Source organism: Paracoccus sp. KR1-242, from assembly GCF_049446195.1.
Lineage (GTDB): Bacteria > Pseudomonadota > Alphaproteobacteria > Rhodobacterales > Rhodobacteraceae > Paracoccus > Paracoccus broussonetiae.
In genome coordinates this window covers 351691-370610 of record NZ_JBMSED010000002.1, presented here as the reverse complement: position 1 = coordinate 370610, position 18920 = coordinate 351691, and the positions used below count along the sequence as shown (strand labels likewise).

The 18920-nt window shown below is 62.9% G+C and carries 23 protein-coding genes; 10 read left to right on the top strand and 13 right to left on the bottom strand.

Features of this window, described 5'->3' with window-relative positions; all coding sequences use genetic code 11:
• Positions 1 to 5: 5 nt before the first annotated feature.
• Genes ACO2Q4_RS05210 through ACO2Q4_RS05195 form a run of 4 tightly spaced genes read left to right on the top strand, consistent with a single transcriptional unit; the run spans position 6 to position 2652 of the window.
• Positions 6 to 371: a tautomerase family protein gene (locus ACO2Q4_RS05210; RefSeq protein WP_311759299.1), complete on the top strand. Its 366-nt coding sequence runs from the start codon at positions 6 to 8 to the stop codon at positions 369 to 371.
• 42 nt (positions 372 to 413) lie between these two features.
• A complete protein-coding gene (locus tag ACO2Q4_RS05205) occupies positions 414 to 1556 on the top strand; it encodes an acyl-CoA dehydrogenase family protein (protein WP_423317774.1) in 1143 nt (380 codons plus the stop codon).
• Complete coding sequence (locus ACO2Q4_RS05200; RefSeq protein ID WP_423317772.1) at positions 1553 to 1987, top strand: MaoC family dehydratase; 435 nt, start codon at positions 1553 to 1555, stop codon at positions 1985 to 1987. Before ACO2Q4_RS05205 ends, ACO2Q4_RS05200 begins: the two co-directional genes overlap by 4 nt.
• A 2-nt stretch (positions 1988 to 1989) precedes the next feature.
• Entirely contained in the window at positions 1990 to 2652 is a 663-nt protein-coding gene (locus tag ACO2Q4_RS05195; protein ID WP_311759301.1) for a GntR family transcriptional regulator, read from the top strand.
• On the opposite strand, the gene ACO2Q4_RS05190 is transcribed toward ACO2Q4_RS05195, so the two are convergent.
• The 4 genes from ACO2Q4_RS05190 to ACO2Q4_RS05175 form a co-directional block, all read right to left on the bottom strand.
• Positions 2649 to 2792 carry a hypothetical protein gene (locus tag ACO2Q4_RS05190; protein ID WP_423317770.1) on the bottom strand — a complete coding sequence of 48 codons (144 nt, stop codon included), beginning with the start codon at positions 2790 to 2792 and terminating at the stop codon, positions 2649 to 2651. The two genes, ACO2Q4_RS05195 and ACO2Q4_RS05190, sit on opposite strands and share 4 nt — an antisense overlap.
• 173 nt (positions 2793 to 2965) lie before the next feature.
• Positions 2966 to 3925: a TRAP transporter substrate-binding protein gene (locus tag ACO2Q4_RS05185; RefSeq protein ID WP_423317768.1), complete on the bottom strand. Its 960-nt coding sequence runs from the start codon at positions 3923 to 3925 to the stop codon at positions 2966 to 2968.
• Positions 3926 to 3948: 23 nt separating this feature from the next.
• A complete protein-coding gene (locus ACO2Q4_RS05180; protein ID WP_311759304.1) occupies positions 3949 to 5229 on the bottom strand; it encodes a TRAP transporter large permease in 1281 nt (426 codons plus the stop codon).
• Positions 5230 to 5231: 2 nt separating this feature from the next.
• Complete coding sequence (locus ACO2Q4_RS05175) at positions 5232 to 5786, bottom strand: TRAP transporter small permease (RefSeq protein WP_311759305.1); 555 nt, start codon at positions 5784 to 5786, stop codon at positions 5232 to 5234.
• Between the two features lie 204 nt (positions 5787 to 5990).
• Here ACO2Q4_RS05175 and ACO2Q4_RS05170 point away from each other — a divergent pair, with 204 nt between their 5' ends.
• Positions 5991 to 6758 carry an HpcH/HpaI aldolase family protein gene (locus tag ACO2Q4_RS05170; protein WP_423317765.1) on the top strand — a complete coding sequence of 256 codons (768 nt, stop codon included), beginning with the start codon at positions 5991 to 5993 and terminating at the stop codon, positions 6756 to 6758.
• Here ACO2Q4_RS05170 and ACO2Q4_RS05165 read toward each other — a convergent pair.
• The 9 genes from ACO2Q4_RS05165 to ACO2Q4_RS05125 form a co-directional block, all read right to left on the bottom strand.
• Positions 6755 to 7672, bottom strand: coding sequence for a LysR family transcriptional regulator (locus tag ACO2Q4_RS05165; RefSeq protein ID WP_311759307.1), 918 nt, complete (start codon positions 7670 to 7672; stop codon positions 6755 to 6757). The two genes, ACO2Q4_RS05170 and ACO2Q4_RS05165, sit on opposite strands and share 4 nt — an antisense overlap.
• A gap of 31 nt (positions 7673 to 7703) precedes the next feature.
• Entirely contained in the window at positions 7704 to 7991 is a 288-nt protein-coding gene (locus ACO2Q4_RS05160; protein ID WP_311759308.1) for a DUF4286 family protein, read from the bottom strand.
• Positions 7988 to 8899 carry a dihydrodipicolinate synthase family protein gene (locus ACO2Q4_RS05155; RefSeq protein WP_423317762.1) on the bottom strand — a complete coding sequence of 304 codons (912 nt, stop codon included), beginning with the start codon at positions 8897 to 8899 and terminating at the stop codon, positions 7988 to 7990. The genes ACO2Q4_RS05160 and ACO2Q4_RS05155 overlap by 4 nt, the downstream gene beginning before the upstream one ends.
• On the bottom strand, positions 8896 to 9825 hold the full coding sequence (locus ACO2Q4_RS05150; protein WP_423317760.1) for a dihydrodipicolinate synthase family protein: 930 nt from the start codon (positions 9823 to 9825) through the stop codon (positions 8896 to 8898). Before ACO2Q4_RS05150 ends, ACO2Q4_RS05155 begins: the two co-directional genes overlap by 4 nt.
• The gene (locus ACO2Q4_RS05145) at positions 9822 to 10256 is read right to left on the bottom strand and encodes a MaoC family dehydratase (RefSeq protein ID WP_423317758.1); all 435 of its coding nucleotides are present in this window, start codon (positions 10254 to 10256) and stop codon (positions 9822 to 9824) included. Before ACO2Q4_RS05145 ends, ACO2Q4_RS05150 begins: the two co-directional genes overlap by 4 nt.
• Entirely contained in the window at positions 10249 to 10653 is a 405-nt protein-coding gene (locus ACO2Q4_RS05140) for a hypothetical protein (RefSeq protein ID WP_311759312.1), read from the bottom strand. The genes ACO2Q4_RS05145 and ACO2Q4_RS05140 overlap by 8 nt, the downstream gene beginning before the upstream one ends.
• 11 nt (positions 10654 to 10664) lie before the next feature.
• Positions 10665 to 11825 carry an acyl-CoA dehydrogenase family protein gene (locus tag ACO2Q4_RS05135; protein WP_423317756.1) on the bottom strand — a complete coding sequence of 387 codons (1161 nt, stop codon included), beginning with the start codon at positions 11823 to 11825 and terminating at the stop codon, positions 10665 to 10667.
• Position 11826: 1 nt separating this feature from the next.
• Positions 11827 to 13029 (bottom strand): CaiB/BaiF CoA transferase family protein, encoded by a 1203-nt coding sequence (locus ACO2Q4_RS05130; RefSeq protein WP_423317754.1) that lies wholly within the window; start codon positions 13027 to 13029, stop codon positions 11827 to 11829.
• A 465-nt stretch (positions 13030 to 13494) separates the two neighbouring features.
• Positions 13495 to 14277 carry a GlxA family transcriptional regulator gene (locus tag ACO2Q4_RS05125; protein ID WP_423317752.1) on the bottom strand — a complete coding sequence of 261 codons (783 nt, stop codon included), beginning with the start codon at positions 14275 to 14277 and terminating at the stop codon, positions 13495 to 13497.
• A gap of 51 nt (positions 14278 to 14328) precedes the next feature.
• Between ACO2Q4_RS05125 and ACO2Q4_RS05120 the strand changes: the two genes are divergently transcribed.
• From ACO2Q4_RS05120 to ACO2Q4_RS05100, 5 genes are all read left to right on the top strand, one after another.
• The gene (locus tag ACO2Q4_RS05120; RefSeq protein WP_423317750.1) at positions 14329 to 15321 is read left to right on the top strand and encodes an MBL fold metallo-hydrolase; all 993 of its coding nucleotides are present in this window, start codon (positions 14329 to 14331) and stop codon (positions 15319 to 15321) included.
• 19 nt (positions 15322 to 15340) lie between these two features.
• Positions 15341 to 15886 carry a cysteine hydrolase family protein gene (locus tag ACO2Q4_RS05115; protein ID WP_423317749.1) on the top strand — a complete coding sequence of 182 codons (546 nt, stop codon included), beginning with the start codon at positions 15341 to 15343 and terminating at the stop codon, positions 15884 to 15886.
• A gap of 80 nt (positions 15887 to 15966) precedes the next feature.
• Positions 15967 to 17151 (top strand): MFS transporter, encoded by a 1185-nt coding sequence (locus ACO2Q4_RS05110; RefSeq protein WP_423317747.1) that lies wholly within the window; start codon positions 15967 to 15969, stop codon positions 17149 to 17151.
• A 189-nt stretch (positions 17152 to 17340) separates the two neighbouring features.
• Entirely contained in the window at positions 17341 to 17913 is a 573-nt protein-coding gene (locus ACO2Q4_RS05105) for a TetR/AcrR family transcriptional regulator (RefSeq protein WP_423317745.1), read from the top strand.
• Positions 17906 to 18889, top strand: coding sequence for an NAD-dependent epimerase/dehydratase family protein (locus ACO2Q4_RS05100; protein ID WP_423317743.1), 984 nt, complete (start codon positions 17906 to 17908; stop codon positions 18887 to 18889). Before ACO2Q4_RS05105 ends, ACO2Q4_RS05100 begins: the two co-directional genes overlap by 8 nt.
• Positions 18890 to 18920: the final 31 nt, after the last annotated feature.

Below are 18920 nucleotides of genomic sequence, written 5' to 3'. Positions count from 1 at the left end.
CCCTCATGCCTTTCATCGAAGTCACCGATTCAGGCCCGCCCCACGAGATTCGCCAGCGTGCGACCGGCACCATGACTGATGGTCTGTGTCGGGCATTTGCGATCAAGCCTGAAATCGTGACCTGCTATTATAATTCAGCCCCCGACTATTCTTACGGGCATGCGGGAAAACACGGCAAAAACGCCGAAACTTTCCGCATCTTCATAAAAATCCACGCATTCCCGCGTGACGCCCCAGCCAAGGGAGAGGCGGCGCGGCTGATCACTGCCGCAGTGACCGAGGCCTATGGAACCGATGCCAAGAACGTCATCGTCTACTTCATTGACCGCGCCCCCGAAGACGCCTTCCACGCCGGATTCCCCTCGGCCTGAGGTCGAATATGACAGATCAACTATCGCTTATTGGAGATTATTTTGGATCACTTCCTGAGTGACGAACAGCGCATGGTCCGCGACACCGCGCGCAAGCTCTCGGACGAGGTCATCGCGCCGGTCGCCGCGCGAATCGACCGTGAGGACACCTTCCCCCGCGAGACTTACCTGGCACTGGCCGAACTTGGCCTGTTCGGCGTCGCGCTGCCCGAGGATGCCGGCGGCGCGGGCATGGACGCACTGACGGCCTGCATCGTGATGGAGGAGATCGCTCGCGGCTCGGGCGCGGTTGGCAATGCCTTCGCCATCCCGGTCGAGGCGGCCCTGTTCTTGAACCACCACGGCGACGCCGCACACAAAGCGCTGATCCCCAACATCCTTGACGGCAGCGTGATTCCCGCGACCGCCGTGACCGAGCCCGACAACGGCTCCGACGTCGCCAGCATGAAGACCGTCGCCCGGCGCGAGGGCGACGACTATGTCATCACCGGCTCGAAGGCCTGGGTCACGTTCGGACAGGTCGCGGACGTGATCATGGTCTTTGCCAAGACCGATCCCGCGGCGGGACACAGGGGCATTTCCTGCATTCTGGTCGAGGCCGACCGTCCCGGCGTCCATCGCGGCAAGTCCGAGGAACTCTTGGGCATGCACGGCCTTGCCGAATGCATGATCGCGCTGGATGACGTGCGTGTGCCGGTGACCAACCGGATCGGACCGGAGAACGGGGCCTTCAAGATGGCGATGGAGAATTTCAACTTCTCGCGCCTGATGATGTCATCCATGGCGCTTGGCATGGCGCAGGCGGCGATGGAGGACGCGATCGCATATGCCCATGACCGCAGGCAGTTCGGCAAGCCAATCTTCGAATTCCAGGCAATCCAGTTCATGATCGCCGACATGGCCAAGGACATCGCGGCTGCCCGCCTGCTGATCCATCACGCGGCAAAGCTTTACGATGCCGGCCAGCCCATCGCGCTGGAAGCCGCGCAGGCCAAGCTCTTCACCACCGACATGGCGCAGGTCCATATTTCCAATGCGCTGCAGATCCATGGCGGCAACGGCTATTCGCGCGAATTCCGGGTCGAGCGGCTTTTCCGTGACGTGCGGCTGAGCCAGATCTATGAAGGCACCAACCAGATCCAGCGCATGATCATCGCGCGGCAAGTCGGAAAGCAATACGCATGAACCTGTTCTATGAGGATGTCGAACTCGGGACCAGCCACACCACGCCCGACCATCGCATCACCGAGGCCGACATCGCCGATTTCTGCCGCCTGACCCGCGATCACCACCCGCTGCACACTGACGCCGAATATGCACGCGATGCCGGGTTTCCGGGCATCATCGCGCATGGGCTTTACGGTCTCTCGCTTATGGAGGGGTTGAAGACCGAATTGCATCTTTACGACGAAAGCTCGATCGCCTCGCTCGGCTGGGACAAGGTGCGCTTCCTGAAGCCGCTGGTCGCGGGTGACGTGATCCATGTCGAGATGGACTTCACCGCCAAGCGCGAAAGCAAGGGACGCGGGATCGTCACCGAGGCCGTGCGCCTTCTGCGCGGCGACGAGGTCGTCATCGATGCCGAGCATGTCTCGCTGATCCGGAAGCGGGGGTGATCATGGACGAGCCGCTCGACAGCGCGCTGAACTCGGCCGATCAGGCGACGCGCCTGATCCGCGAGGCGATCCTTTCGGGACAGATGGCACCGGGCGAACGGCTGAAGACCGCAGAGCTGGCCCAGCGGCTTGGTCTGTCGACCATGCCGCTGCGCGAGGCGCTCAGGAAGCTGGAAGGTGAGGGGCTGGTCCAGATCGAGCCGAACCGGGGAGCGACGGTCCGCAAGCTGGACCGCGCCTATATCACCGACCTGTTCGAACTGAACACCGACCTCAGGATCTGCGCGGTCAGGCGCGGCATGGCCACGTTGACTCTGGAACGCATTCGCGCGCTCGAGGCGCTGGCGCAGGAATACCGCGAACACCTCGACCGGGGCGAGGATCTGGAGGCGATCCGCGTCAACCGCGACTTCAACGCCAAGCTGGTCGAGTTCGGTGGTAACCGCGAGGCGCTGCGCGTCTTCCTGCGCGGCTGGGACATCATCTTCGCCTTCCGCCGCGGCTATGGCTATGGCACCGGTCGCAGGCGAGTCATGGCCGAGGAGATGCAATTGCTGATCGACGCCCTTCGCCGCCACGACAACGTGGCGGCAGAGGCGATCCTGCGCATGCAGAACGCGGCGATGATGGAAGACCTCGTCTCGCGGATCGCGCCTGACGTCTAGGCCCTGTCTTCAGTTGCAAATGACTCGCTGAGCCCGCGATCCACATAGTTGCCCGCCGTGGCCGGACCCGTCACCACGCCCTCGACCATGATGGTCCGGCCGCGCAGGGTGGTGCGGACCGGCCATCCGGTGACGCCCATGCCCTCGTAGGGGGTATAGTCGTGATCCGGCCTTTGGCGATGCCTTCCGAGAATAGATTTTGGCACGCTAGCGGTTGCCCGCCGTGATGATCACGGCGTTGCGGATGGCGGTATCGAGCATGTCTGTCCCTCGTCCTTCGCGTGGCGGCGCCCCTGAAGGCGCCGCACGGGTGTTATTCGGTCATGACTTTCAGCAGCGCCTGCTGGCCCGCGGTGGTGAGCTGGCTTTCGTAAAGCGGTTTCGAGGCCTCGCGGAAGGGGACCGGGTCGGGCTGGGTGATGTTCGCGCCCGCGGCCTTGAATTTGTCGATCAGCGGCTGTTCCTGATCCTCGACATAGCCGCGCTCCCATGCCGCGGCTTCCCTGCCCGCCTCCATCAACGCGGTCTGGATGTTTTCAGGCAGGGCATCGAACGCGCCCTTCTGCATCACCACCGGCGCGGTCATGTTCAGCCAGCCGACCTGCGCGAAATCGGGCGCGACCTCATAGAACTTCATCCCATCATAGCCGGTCGAGGCGGCCTCTGCCCCATCCACGACGCCCGATTGCAATGCGCCGTAAAGCTCGTTGTAGGACATAGGCGTCGGGTTCGCGCCATAGGCGCGCCAGGCCTCGACATGGACCGGGTTCTGCATGGTGCGGATCTTCAGCCCGGCCAGATCGCCAATGCCCTCGACCGGCTTTTTGGTCATCAGGTGGCGCAACCCCGAGGAATGGACGCCCAGGAGCTGGAAACCGAAATTGTTGGCGGAAGCCTCCATCAGGTCCCAGTTCGCGTCGATCTTGCCGCCCAACTCTCCAATGCTCGGAAACAGGAAGGGCATGTCGAAGACCTTGTAATCCTCGACATAGTTCGACAGCAGCGCGTTCGAGGTCATCGACATATCGATGCTGCCGAGCATCACACCCTCGATCAACTGGGATTCGTCGCCAAGCTGGCCGCCCGGAAAGATCTCCAGCGTCGCCCCGCCGTTGGTCTTGGCCTCAAGCAGTTCGCGCATCTTTTGCAGGCCCTTGTCCTGCACCTCGTCGGCCGCATTGGTATGGCCGATCTTGAACTTGTATTCCTGCGCCGCGAGCGGGCTCTCAACGGCGGCGACAAGGGCGGCAGAGGCAAACAGTCGTTTCAGCATTTCTTGTTCCCTGTTGTATATGGCTAGCGAATGAAGGTGTCAGGCAACCAAAGCGAGATCGCCGGCACATAGGTAACGAGACCCAGCACGATCAGCATCGCCCCCAGCGGCAGCCAGATCTGGCGCGAGACCTGTTCGATCCGACGGCCGGCGACACTGGCTGCGACGTATAGGCAAATCCCATAGGGGGGCGTGATCAGGCCGATCGACAGGTTCAACGACACGATGATCCCGAAATGGACCGGGTCGATGCCAAAGCTTTGCGCGATCGGCGACAGGATCGGCAGCAGGATCAGCACGGCCGAGATGCTTTCCATGAACATGCCCACGACCAGCAGCAACAAGTTGACGATCAGCAGGAAGACCCAGGGGTTTTGCGTGATGCCGGTCAGCCAGGCCTTCAGCATGGCAGGCAGGCCTGCCGTGGCGATGACCCAGGTAAAGACGCTGGCGGTCGCGACAATGATCAGCACCGTGGCCGAAAGGCTAATCGCCTTCAGCATGATGCGCGGCAGGTCCGAGGGCCTGATCTCGCGATAGATCAGCATGGTGATGATCAGCGTCGCGAACAACGCGACGCAGGCGGCCTCGGTCGCGGTAAAGACGCCGCCGACGATGCCACCGACCACGATCAACGGGATCAGCAGCCCCGGACCCGCGTCCAGGAAGCCGCGCCACAGCCGGACCAGCGTGAAGGCCTGGGCGTCGCGGTAAACCTCGCCCTGACGGCGGCAGTAGATCCAGCAGCCGACCATCAGGAAGATCATGACCATCAGGCCCGGTACGACGCCGCCAAGGAACATGGCGCCGATCGACTGGTTGGAGGTGATCGCGATCACGATCATCACGATCGAGGGTGGAATGATAGAGGCCAGCGCACCCGATGCTGCGATCACCGAGGCCGCAAGATCAATGTTGTAGCGCCGCTTCTTCATCTCGGGGACCATGACGGCGCTGATCGCTGCGGTATCCGCCGAGCCCGAACCCGAGATCGCTGCAAGCCCGGTCCCGGTCACGATCGCGACCATGTAGAGGCTGCCGGTGATCCAGCCGACCAGCGCCTCGGCCAGCGCGACGAAGCGTCGTGCGATGCCGCCCGCTTCCATCAGCAGGCCCGAGGCCACGAAGAAAGGAATCGCCATCAGTGTGAAGGAACTGATCCCGCCATAGATGCGCTGCGCGACGATCGACACCGGCGCGCCGGTAGTCAGTTCGATCGCGATCAACCCCGCGATGCCCAAAGCGAGAACGATGGGCATCCCCGAAATCAGAAGGACGAGAAAGCCGGACAGTGCGACGCCCATGCTCAGTCCTCCTGACTTGCGGTTGCACCCGGGCGCAGGACCCGCGGCAAGGTGGTGATCGCGAACTCTATCAGGAAATAGGCAAATCCGACCGGCAGGGCCGCATAGGGAATCGCCATCGGCAGGCGCAGCGCGGGCGACTTAACCATCAGCCCGATCGACAGCATCGAGAGCGAGCCGACCACCACCACGCCGAGAAACCAGATCCCCAGCAGGAAGGCCGCGCCGTTGACGATGCGCTGCACCCCCACCGGGGCCTTCAGGATCAGAAAATCAACGCCGACATGCTGGTTGTAGCGCATGGCGACCCCGGCCCCGAGAAGCGTCAGCCAGACCTGCGCGAAGGTCGCCGTCTCCTCACTCCAGGCGATCGAATAGTTGAAAAAATAGCGTCCCACCACCTGCGCGAGGATCGCCAGAGCCATATAGGCCAGCAGTGCCAGGACGACACCGTCGACAAGGCGCCGCAGCAACCAGAGTCCACGATTAGCGATGCGTATCAGTGGATTGCATGCAGTTTCTGATACGCAGGTATTTGCGATTGATGGATGGGCCATCCTTGTTTCCCCTTCGACCTGTCGGCGGGTTGCGGCGCTTTCGCGCTCTTTGCCATGTCTGATAGGTTATCGGGAAAAGGCGCTTCAAGAAGTCACACGACTATAAATAAACTGATACACAGTATTTAACGCGTGCTTTCAGCGAATAATCTCCAAACGAACCGGTTAGCCTTGGGGATCACCAATCCGACGCTTGGACACGCAATGACCAACAGCCTAGATACTGAGCAAAAGCAGAACTCGGACACGCCGCGCATCGGCATCGCCTTTTGCATTCTCGGCCGGCCCGAGGCCGTTCTGCTGGCGCGCGGTGCCGGATTCGACTTTGCCGTCGTCGACATGGAACACGGCCCGCTGGGGATGGATGCCCTCGGGCAGGTGGCGACTGCCGGGCTTGCCGCAAACTTTCCGGTTTGGGCCCGGGTCGGCGGGCCAAGGTCTGGCGACCTGGCGCGCGTCTTCGATTGCGGGGCTACTGGGCTGATCGTGCCGCATGTGGACAGCGTGGCCGAGGCGCGCGAGATCGTGCGCGCCTGCCGCTTTGCGCCCCTTGGCGGGCGCAGCATACCCGGACCAATACCGACGCTTGACTATGCGCTTTTGTCCGCCCTCGACTTTTGCGATCAGGCGGACCGCGCGGTCAGCATCGCGGCAATGATCGAAAGCGCGGCGGGGTTGGAGGCGGTCGACGAAATCGCCGCCGTCGACGGGATCGACATGCTCGTCATCGGAACGAACGATCTTGCCGACGGTCTGGGATTGAGGGGACAGGTCGAACACGCCACGGTGTTGGCCGCGTTTGGCCGGATTGCCGGTGCCGCCGCGCGCCATGGCAAGGAATTCGGGGTGATGGGCCTGCCTCCGCATCTGATCGCAAGCCACGCGCCCGGTGCCACGCTGATCGTCGCGACGAACGACACGAACCTGCTGGTCGGTGGCGGCGCCCAGGAGGTCGCCCGGCTGCGCAGCTAGGGGGTAGAGGCGGCATGCATCTCGGCCAACTGCGTTTTCACACGGTCCGATACGGCCTTCATGAAGCGTCGGGTCTGGCGAGAAAGGGTCTTGGTCCGCAGCGTTGCCGCCACCAAGTTGAAACGCAGCCGCGACTGGAAGGGACGGACCGTCAGCCCGGGGCGCAGCGCCACATGGGCCGAAAGCTCGTCGACAATGGCGACGCCCCACCCTTCGCCGACGATGCGCGAAGCCGCGTTCATGAAGCGGGTCTCGATCGAGGGGCGATATTCCATGCCGCATTCGTGGAAACAATCCGCGATCATCATGCCGACCCTGTTGGCGGTGCGGGGCCCGACCAGCGGATGACCATCCAGATCGCGCGGCGTGACCTGCGCCAGCGCCGCCAAGGGATGATCTTCGGGGCAGATGCAGACCGCGCGCAGTTCCGCGATCAGTTCGAAGTCAAGCGCCTGCCGGTCATAGGCCGAGATGACGAATGCCACGTCCGCCAACCCGTTCTCGACGACCTGAAGAACGCTGTCGAGCGGTCGGGTCTCAAGCGAAATCTGGATCTGGGGATATTGGCGCGCGTAGTCGGCGATGGCGCGGGGCAGCACCGCCTCGCTGATCTCGGCGGTCGAGGCGATGCGCACCCGTCCGATCCGCCCCGCACGCAGGTCGGCGGCGCGCTGGTTGACGGCATCGCGCAGCAGGAAGAGGGGCTCGGATTCCTCCAGGAGGATCATTGTCTCCTCGGTCGGGACCAGCCGGTTCGACTGCCGCTCGAAGAGCGGAAACCCGAGCAATGTCTCGACATGGCGGATGGTGTTCGAGATCGAGGGCTGGGACATTCCAAGCTGCTCGGCCGCGCCCACGGTGGTGCGGTACTGGACGACCGCTCGCAGGATTTCGAGCTGTCTGAGGTTCAGCATGTCCCGTGCACGTTCCCTTGCGTGCATCCTCTCAGCTTCGCGTCAGGCGGATGCGGTGAAAGTTCCGGACCTTGTCTGCGAAGGGCCCGAAGCCCTTGATAGCGTTGAACTCGGGTGTTTCATAGACCTCGGGACCGGTGATCGTATAGATCGCGACGTGGCGTGCCCCACCCTCAAGGCATTTCTCGCGCCGGGCGTCCAGCCATCCGGGGCAATCGAGGATCTGCGGCAGGTGAATGTTGTCGTACCATTCGTTGAACGCAGCCTCATGCTCGGGGTCGATGTCGACGAAGACGATGTGGGATTGCAGTTCGGTCATTGGGAAAGCTCCACGCAGGGGCGCAGCGCGGCCATCAGGGCAGCACGTTCGTCGGGCGTGACCGGTGGGGTCGGCGCGCGGCAGATATCGTTGGGGATGCGGCCAAGCTCGGCGAGGCAGGCCTTCAGCCGCGCGGCGGCCATGTGACCGGGCGCGGCGTAGACGAGCTTCGCAAAATCGAACAGCGCCGTGTGGATCGCGAACGCCTGCGCATGGCGACCCTCGCGGACATGGCGGTCGAGCGCCACGATCAACTCCGGCACAACGGCGGCAAGACTGACCGCGCTGCCATCGCTGCCGATCATGTAGCAGGCGTAAAGATGCTCGTCGCCCGAGGCCATGACGGCGACTTCAGGCCGCGCGGCACGTGTGATCCGGCGCGTCATCTCATAGGCGCGGGTTTCCCAACTGCCCTCCTTGATGCCTGCGACGTTCTCGATTTCCAGAAGCGCGCGCAGCACGTCGGGGGTATAGGCCAGCTTTCCCGAACCGACCGAGCCCTGGAACAGGTAGATCGGCGCGCCCGCCACCTCGGCGATGCCGCGGTGATGGGCGATGATCGCGCGCGGATCGGCGCCAAGCGCCCAGGAGAAAGGCGCAAAGACCATGATCGCATCGGCCCCGGCGCGCAGCGCAGCCTCGGCATCGCCGGCGGCCTGCATGGTCGATTCCGAACTGACCGCCGCAAGGATGCGGGCCTTGGGCGCGACCTCGCGCGCAATCCGCACGATCTGGGCCTGTTCCTCGCGCGAGGTGAAGACCCCCTCGCCCGCATGGCCGTTCAAAAGCAGCCCGTCCAGACCCGGCGTGGCCATCACTGAGGCGAAATGCATCTCCTGCGCCGAGGCATCAATCTGTCCGTCGGCGGTCAGGGCGCATATCGTGGCAGCGTAAAGGCCGCCGTTCATTGCAGCACTCCGGCAGTGACCAGGGCCTTGCGGACGCCCTCGACGACGTCATCGGATTGCGGCAGCAAGGGCAGGCGCGGGGCAGAGTTCCTGATCACGCCCATCAGACGCAGGCCGTCCTTCATCCGCGTATGCATGTCGACGACCGGCGAAGGGCCATAGATCGCGCGGACCACCGGATAAAGCCGGTCATTCGCCGCGCGCATCCGGGCAAGATCCATATCCTGCGACGCCTTCCACAGATCGGCCAGCAGGTCCGGCACGAGGCTCGCCAGCCCCGAAAGGATGCCGTCGCCGCCAAGTGCCACCTGAGCAAAGAACCAGTGGAAGTTCGAGGGCAGGATCGCCACATCGGGTGCCACTGCCTTCACCGCACGCCTGTTCTCGTCATAGGCGAGAAGCGTGGCCGAGCCTTCCTTGATCGCAACGACCTCGGGGATCTGGGCCATTTCGGCCAGAACCGGGGTCGAGAAGCCAAAGCCCGACGCAATCGGAAACTGGAAGATCGAGAGCGGCATTTGCAGCTCTGCGCCCAGCTTTTCGATGAATCTGACGCCCGCCGCCGTGTTGGCATTCCCGCCGCCGAGCGCCTCGGCGGGGAAGATCACCGCGACATCGGCACCCGCTTCGCGCGCGGCTTCTGCCTGCGCGACCGCCTCGGGATAGCCTGTGGGCACGACCCCGGCCAGCAGGATGCGGTCCTTGCCGATATGGTCGCGGGTGCGGCGGATGACCTCGGCCTTTTCCTCTGCGGTCAGCGCGGTCGCCTCGCCCGCATGGCCGTTCACGAAGACGCAATCGGTCGTCTCGGGGCGCGCGCAATGCGCAAGTACGGCCTCGTAGCCCGCCCAATCGACAGCGCCGTCCTCGTGAAAGGGAAGCACGGTTGCGACGGTAATGCCGCCAAGATCCTTGCCGGTAATCATGCGATCACTTTCTTTCTGGGGAATTTCAGGGTGGCGTCGGCCTTGAGGACCTCGACGCCTTCCTCATTCTTCGCGCTGGCCTGCCAGTCCACGGTGCGGTTCGCGGGGTCGATGCCCGAGATCCAGATGTCGAAGGTCAGCGTATCGCCGTAGCGCACGGCACCGGTGAACCAGAAGCAGTCGCGGATCGAGACCCCAACCGTGCCCACCAGTTCCGCCGTCAGGACCGAGGTGCAGATCCCCGCAACAAGGATGCCAGGTGCCAGCCGCTCGCCAAAGCGCGTGGTCGAGGCATAGCCCTCGTCCACATGCACCGGCCCGAAATCGCCGGTCGCGGCGATATACATGGCACCATCTGCCTCGGTAACCGTCTTCGCAACGCTGACCCGATCACCGACCGAGAATTCGTCGATGTTGCGGATGTCATACATGGGGCGCATCCAGCGGCACGAGGAGCGCCTTGCCGGTGATCACCTCGACCCCGTCCAGCGTGGCGGAAAGGTCAAAGCGCACCTTATCCGCCGCGCTTTCAGTAACTGTCGCTGTCGCCTCCAGCGAACTGCCGACCGGGAAGGCGCGGTCAAATCCCAACTCGATCCCGCCAAGGCGGAAGCCCGGCCCGGCCAGTCGGCCGAAGGCGGTCGAGAACAGGCCCGCCGCCGCCAGTTCAAAAACCAGCATGTCGGGCTGGCCCTGCGTGCGCGCGAAGGCGCGGTCGACATGCGCGCGGCCCATATTGCCCGAGATGCCGGTGAAGAAGCCCTGTTCGGCCACGGTCATGGTCTTGCGGAAGGTCATCGCCTGACCGATTGCGGGAAGCTCGCTCATGTTCTGATCCTTCACAGGCTAAGGCCGCGCTTGATCACCGAACGGGCGATCAGCATGCGGTGCACCTCGGAGGTGCCGTCATAGATCCGGGTGACGCGGGCATCGCGGTAGATCCGCTCGAGCGGCAGTTCCTTGGTGAAGCCGTAGCCGCCGAAGACCTGAATGCCCCGGTCGGCGACACGGCCCAGCATTTCCGAGGCCTGCACCTTGACCATCGACACCTTGTCGCGCGGGTCCATGCCGTTGTCTTCCTCCCATGCGGTGTTCAGCACCATCATGCGGGTGGCAAAGATCTCGGTCGCGCTGTCGGCGATCATCTGCTGGACCATCTGGAAATCGCCGATCGGCTGGCCGAATTGCTGGCGGGTCGCGGCGTGCTGGCGCATCAGTTCCAGCACGCGGCTGGCCATGCCCACGGCACGCGCACCGATATGGCCCAGACGGATGCCGCCGACATTGGCCATCATCACCTTGAAGCCCTCGCCCACCGGACCAAGCACATTGCCCTTGGGAATGCGGACATCGTCAAAGGTCAGCTCGGCATGGCCATAGCCACGATGGCCCATCATCGGCTGGTTGCGCGCGACCTTGAAGCCGGGCGTGTCCTTGTCGACGATCAGCAGGCTGATGCCGCCGCGCGCCCGCTTCTCGGCATCGGTCAACGCCATGACGATGACGTAATCGGCAATGTCCCCGTCCGAGATGAAATGCTTGGTGCCGTTCAGCACCCATTCATCGCCGTCCAGATAGGCATTGGTCCTGATCGCGGCCGCGTCCGAACCCGCACCCGGCTCGGTGATCGCCATGGCGCAGATCTTGTCGCCCTTGACGGTCGGATACAGGTATTTGTCGCGCAACGGCCCGTCGAAGCGTTCCAGCATCGGGTAGACCTGCCCGAAGATCCGACGGATCAGCGCGTCCGAGGTCTGGCCAAGCTGCTCCTCGACAAGGCACATGTCGAGCACGCCAAGACCGCCGCCGCCGACCTCCTCGGACATGTTCAGCGCATAGAATCCCAGCGACTGCGCCTCGGCACGGACCGCCGCCAGCTTGTCGGCGGGGATCCGGGCATTCTCCTCGGTCTCCTGCTCAAGCGGCTGGACCTTTTCGCGCACGAAGCGACCGATCGCCTCGGTCACCATTTTCATTTCATCGGAAATCGCGAAATCCATCTCAGCCCCGCATCTTTTCGGTTTGTGCCACAGCGCCGCTGGCAATCAGTGCGTCGATTTCGCCCTGGCTCAACCCGACCTCGGCCAGCACTTCGCGGGTCTGGCCGCCCAGCGGCTGGGGCGTCAGCCGCACCTCCGGCAGTTCGCCGTCATATCGGATCGGGTGCGACAGCAGCGTCATGGGCGACCCGCCCTGCGTCCGGGCGTCGATGAAGGCACCCAGATGCTCTACCTGCGGGTTGTCGCGAAGGCTGTCATAATCGCGCACCAACTCATGCCAGACGCCCGCCTTCTCCAGCCGATCCAGCGCCTGTGCCGCAGTCAGCGCGGCCATGCCGCCGGCAACCATCGCGGAAATTTCGCCCCGTTTGTCGAAGCCGTCTTTCTCGGAGAAATCGGCAAGCTGCGGCAGGTTCAGGGCCTCGGCCAGATCGGCAGGCTTCGACATCGAGATCATGACGTGACCATCCGCGACCGCGTAGATGCCGTAGGGCGCGGGGCTGAACCAGTTAGCCATCCCGGCCCGACCGCGCGGGCCGCTGCGATCGGCGCCGTTCATCCATGCGGTGATCGACTCGCCCTGCAGGTCCAGCGCGGCCTGCAGCATGTTGACCTCGATCCGCTTACCCTCGCCCGTCCGCTCGCGCTCGTAAAGCGCAGCGAGGATGCCAGCCACGGTCAGCGCAGCGGCGTGGTGGTCGATAGGAACCGTCCCGATGGCGACCGGGCCGCTTTCCATGTTGCCGGTATGTGCGGCAAGCCCGGACATCGCCTGCAGCAGCACGTCCTGACCGGGACGGTCGCGATAGGGGCCGTCGCCGCCGTAGCCAGTGGTCGCGGCATAGATCAGGCGCGGATTGATCGCGCGCATCGCAGCCTCGGACAGGCCCAGCTTGTCGAGCGTGCCGGGGCGGAAATTTTCCATCACGACATCGGCGCGCGCAATCAGGCGGCGCACGGCGGCAAGCCCCTCGGGTGATTTGAGGTCCACCGCGATCGAGCGCTTGTTGCGCCCGGTCGTCATGTGGTTGACGCTGGTCTGGTCGACGAAACGGTTGCCGACGGCCCAGTTGCGCTGGAACGCCCCTCCCAGCGGCTCGACCGCGATGACATCCGCGCCGATGTCGCCAAGGAACTGCGCCGCGGCCGGTCCTGACAGAAAATGGTTGAAGCTGAGGACCGTAATGCCGTCCAACGCGCCCATGTCGTTACCCCTGTTGGTTCTGGTTTCCGACAGGTTAGGTCAGGGAGCGGGATCAGGGGAATATAGCCAGGTATGATATTGGAGGCCAAGAGAATTTGAAAATCAAATATTAATTGCTGGGCTCTCCGGGCTCTTCTGCACAACTCGGCTGATGTTCGCGCTGCTCAAAGCCGCTTGCCCGTAAAGCTAAGGGCTTCGTAGGATAGAAGGTCCTCATTTGAGGTGTGCTCAAGCTGATCCTCGATGAATGTGGAAAGCCTTGGACCAGCTAGAATTTCAACCGACGAACCAAGGGTTGGAGGTGTTCGAACTAGGGCGCCAATAGTGTCTGGATTATCTTCAAGCTTGCTGCCGAACAAGAATTTCCGCGAAGGCTTCGCGGTAGCCCCCCGTTCCCCACCCATGGTCAGCCCCGTTCAGGAAGCGCCTCTTGGGACCAATCCCAGATAGCGTGCGTCAGATGCTTCAGACGTGAAACCGACGGCGATATTCGGCCGGAGAAAGTCCCACGATCCGCAAGAAGACCTTCCGAAAGGCGCCCGGATCGTTGTAACCGACCTCCCACGCAATCTGATCGACGTTCTTAGTTCCGAATTGCAACAGCTCGCGCGCCGTTCTCATTCGCAAACGCTGGATGTAGTCGGTCGTCGTCAGACCCGTCGCCTTCTTGAAGCGGCGCAGGAAGGTTCTGCCCTCCAACCCGGATTCAGCGACGAGCCGGGACAACTCGACCTCCTTCGCGCCGCTCGACTCCAGCCAATGCTGGACTTTCAGCACGGCCGCATCGCCGTGCGACAGGTTGGGGGCAAATCCACTGTAGTAACGCTGTTCGCGATGCGGAGGATCGACAAGCAGGGTTCGGGCGGTCTGGATCATCGTGTCGGGACCAAGGATGCGGTCCACGATCTTTAGCCCGACGTCGACCCACGACATAGCACCGCCTCCGGTGATGAGATCGCCGTCCTCGATCACCATCCGGTCGAGATCCAGCCGGATCTTCGGGAAGCGCTCGTGCATCGCATGGTCGAAGGTCCAGTGCGTGGTGATCGTGCGCCCGTCCAGCAGGCCGGTTTCCCCCAAGACGAAAGCGCCAGTGCAGATTGATGCCAGCGTCGCGCCATCGGCATGGCGGGCGCGCAACCACGGCGCTTCGGCCATCGCCACCTCGCGCGGGATCGGCTGGCCCAGGGTCGGCGGCACGATCAGCACTGCGGGCGCGGTCGTGGCCTCCGGCATGGTGTCATGCACGCGGCCTCCGTCCTTCCAGTGGCTGATGCGCAAGGTGCGGACAGAGTTTGGGTGCTGCTGTCCGACAACACGGTTGGCCGTGGCGAACAGATCCGTCAGGCCCAGCACAGCCGCCATCTGCGCCCCGGGATAAAGGACGATGCCGATTTCAGTGATGCGATCCGGCATGGCGATACTGAACCTGTATTTGTCGATAGCGCCACTTATAGGCAGATGCGCGGGCAGATATCTAGCGTTTCAAAGATTGTATGGAGACTTCTCACCGTGAAGATAACGCAAGTCCGGAATGCCACGCTGCGCATCGACTTCGGAAAAACCCGCTTTCTGATCGATCCTTACCTGGCGGAAAAAGGCACCTACGAAGGGTTCGCGGCATCCGTCGATCCCGCGCAGCCCAATCCTCGGGCCCACGTCCGCAACCCCACTGCCGAGCTTCCGGTGCCGCTGGACCAGATCCTTGCCGTTGATGCTGTCATCGTCACCCATACCCATGCCGATCATTGGGATGAGGCCGCCATTCGGCTGGTCCCCAAACGCCTTCCGATTTTCGTGCAGAACGAAGCCGACGCTGCAACGATCCGCGCGCAGGGTTTCGAAGATGTCCGCGTTCTGGGCGATCGCGTGGTGTTCGAAGGTGTGACCCTGACCAAAACGCCCGGCCAGCATGGTTCGGACGACGCACATAAGCTCATGGTCGACGTGATGGGTGTCTTGCTCCAACATCCTGATGAGAAACGCCTCTATGTTGCGGGGGACACGGTGTGGAACGATCATGTCGAAGGAAACCTTGCCGAACACGCGCCGCAGGTCGTCGTCGTGAACGCGGGTGATGCGCGCATCGTCGGCCTTGGCGCGATCATCATGGGCGTCGATGATGTGAAGAAGGTCTGCGAAGCCGCGCCGGATGCCACTGTCATTGCCAGCCACATGGAGGCGGTCAACCATGCCGAGCTTACCCGGGAGGCGCTTCGCACGGACTCTGAAAATCGCGGCTATGCGCGCAACCTGCTGATCCCGGCGGATGGCGAGACGATATCGCTCTGAACCTTGAAAGGAAGATAACATGACCAAAACAGCAGTCATCGTCGTGGACCTGCAACAGGACTACCTGACCTCCGGCCGCTTTGCGCTGGAGGGTATCGACCAGGCAGTCGCCAATGCCCGCACTGTCATCGATGCTGCGCGCGACGCGGGTGTCGCGGTGTTCAACATCCGCCACGAGAATCCGGTCGGCGCACCCTTCTTCGAACCGGATACGGATGGCGCCCGGTTCATCCCCGAGGTGGCACCGAAAACGGGCGAGGCCGTGATAACCAAGAACTTCCCTAACTCCTTCCGTGAGACGGGGCTGAAGGCGGGGCTGGAAGAAAAGGGCGTCACCGATGTCGTCATCGTCGGTGCGATGAGTCACATGTGCATCGACGCGACGACCCGTGCCGCGGCCGACCATGGCTATCGTGTCACGGTCGTGGCGGACGCCTGTGCAACGCGGGACTCTGAGTTCGATGGACGTCTCGTGCCAGCGGCCGACGTGCACGCAGCCTTCATGTCGGCACTGGCCTTCGCCTATGCCGAAGTGAAGAAGACCGCCGAGGTCCACTTCGACTGATCAAATGAAGCGGGCGGCCCGGTCCAAAACCAAGCCGCCCGCTTCGGACAAAATCACTCATATCGGATACGAGGCATCCCGTGGAAACCTTGCCCAAGCGCAATCTTGCTGTCCTGGTTGCCGCACAGTCCCTTGGCGGTGCCAGCGCGCCGATCGTTATCTCGCTGGGCGGGCTGGTCGGGCAGCAGCTGTCCAGCAATCCGGCGCTGGCCACGTTTCCGGTCAGCATGTTCAACCTCGGACTGGCCCTCGGCACGCTTCCGGCCGCTGCGATCATGCGGCGTTTTGGGCGGCGTAACGGCTATCTGCTTGGGGCGGCGATCGGAGTCGTCTCGGGGCTGATCGCCGCCGCAGGGATCTGGATCGGGGCGTTCGCAGTGTTCTGTTTCGGCACGTTCGCCGCTGGGCTATACGCATCTTATGTCCAAACCTACCGCTTCGCCGCAGCTGACGGATGTGAGCCCGCCAAGCGCGGCCGTGCGATTTCGTGGGTTATGGTCGGGGGACTTTGCGCCGCCGTAATTGGACCGCAGCTCGTGATCCTGACGCGCGATTCGGTGCCGGGCATCACCTATGCAGGCAGTTTCCTTAGCCAGGCCGCGCTGGCGATGCTTGCCTTGCCGGTGCTTGCCATGCTGCATGCCCCGCGCGCTCCAAGGGCTCACACAGCCAAAGGCGGGCGCAGCGCAATGCAGCTTCTCTCGTCACCCGTGTTTCTTCTTGCCGTGATGGCCGGTGTCGTATCCTACGGACTTATGGCGTTTGTGATGACCGCAGCGCCGATGGCAATGGTCGGGCATGGCCATTCGGTCGATCACGCGGCCCATGGCATCCAGTGGCATGTGCTTGCGATGTTCGCGCCGAGCATCGTCACAGGCAGATTGATCGCCCGTTTCGGCATGGAACGCGTCACCGCGTTCGGCCTCGTCATCATCGGTCTTTCCGGGGCCGTGGCGCTTGCGGGGCTGGGCGTGACACATTTCTATGTCTCGCTGATCCTGCTGGGGCTTGGCTGGAACCTTGGGTTCATCGGCGCGACGGCGATGGTGGCTGATGCCCATACCGAAGCCGAGCGCGGCACAGCGCAGGGGTTGAACGATTTCATCGTGTTCGGCACCGTGGCCGTGGGTTCATTCTTTTCTGGGGCTCTGCTGCAGACAGCGGGCTGGGAGCAAATCAACCTGTTGATCTTCCCCGCAATTGCGCTTGCCCTTGCACCCCTCATCTGGCGGATGGCCCGCGAAAAGGGTGTGTCGGCAATCTAGCCCCACGATGTCGAGGTTGCTCGGAAAATTGCTACTCCGAGCGCTGAGTTTTCAAGCCGACTTCACCCGATTGCGGAACTTACGCTTCTTCTTGTGCAGGATGCATGGGTCTGAACGACTGCTGGATGTGCTTGACGGCACATATGCACCAGTTTATTTCCAACCGGTCGGAAATAAACTGGTGCATCCATGGCAAGACCCCGCAAACATGATCAGAACGAAATTCTTGATGCCGTGGAGCGGGTGGTGGCCCGCGACGGAATCCTGAACGTCGAGGCCGTCGCAAAAGAGGCAGGCGTATCCAAGGCCACCGTGCTTTATGAACACCCCAGTAAGCGCGATCTGATTGCGGCGTTGGTCCTGCGCACCATCAAGGCGGACAACGCCTTCAACCAGCAATGTGCCGAAAACTTCGCGGCTGAACCCGATGCCCCACTGCGCGGGCGTATCGAGGCGGCGCGACGTAGCCCTCCGGTTCAAGGCGGCAACCCTGCGGTGCTGAGCCTTGTCTCGGCACTCATGCAGGACAGCGCCATGCGCGAAACCTTTCGCGACAATCAAAACACTATCGGGCAAGAGCTTTTGGCGACGGCCAGCGTACCGCGTGCCGCCCGTATTGCGTGGCTTGCACTGGAGGGGCTGAAATTTCAGGAGCACATGGAACTGCATGATTGGACTGAGGCCGAGCGCACCGAAATTCTGCAAGACATTGAAGCTCTTGCCCTGACCGGCATTGTCAAACCCGGCGGCCAAGATGACTGATCGCACCATTTTCATAACCGGCGCCAACGGCTATGTCGGACGCAACCTGATCCGTCATTTCATTTGCGCTGGCCGACCCGTCATTGGCATGGTCCGCAGCCAACCAGCAGCAGAGCGTGTTGCCGCCCTTGGCGCAAGACCCGTGATCGGCGACATGTTGACCAGCGACCTGACGCCCTTGATGCAAGGCGCAGGTACCCTGATCCATGCGGCCGCAAATCTTGACCACGGTGCGGGTCGGGCCGCGCTTGCTGCGAACCGTGACGGCACGGCCCGCGTCATGGCGGCGGCCCAGCAAGCCGGGATCGGCGCAGTCGTCCATATCAGTACGGATTCCGTGCTTCAGGCTGGAATGCCGCTTCGGGACGTCGATGAAACGACGCCGTATCCGGCCCGTCCGGCCGGAGCCTATTCGTCCGGCAAGGCCGAGGCCGAGCGCATCGCATTGCAGGCCGCCCAAACGATGCGGGTGATGATCCTGCGCCCGCGCATGGTCTGGGGGCGCGATGACGGCACCGCGCTGCCAACGCTTGCGACGATGGTGCGAAATGGGCGCTTTGCCTGGATTTCGAACGGCAGTTATTTATCTTCGACGACGCATATCGCCAATCTCTGCCACGCGGTCGATCTGGCGCTGGAACGAGGCCAAGCTGGCAGGATTTATCATATCACGGACGGCCCGGCCCGACCCTTCCGTGATATCGTTACTGACCTTATGGCAACCCAAGACCTGAGCGTGCCCGAGAAATCCGTCCCTCGGGGGATCTTGCGCCTGATCGCAAGGTTCGGTGACGTCCTTCACAGGTTTAGCGGGGGCCGCCTGCGCGGACCGCTAAGCTTCCAAGAATTTGCCACGAGCGCTTTGGAAATCTCGCTGAACACTGCCAGAGCGCAGCGTGAACTTGGCTTCGCGCCGGTCATATCGTGGGAAGCAGGGCTGGAAGAGTTGCGCCTGGGCGGTTGGAGCAGCCCCTGATCCCTGAAGGGTCTGAAGGTTCATGTGCAGA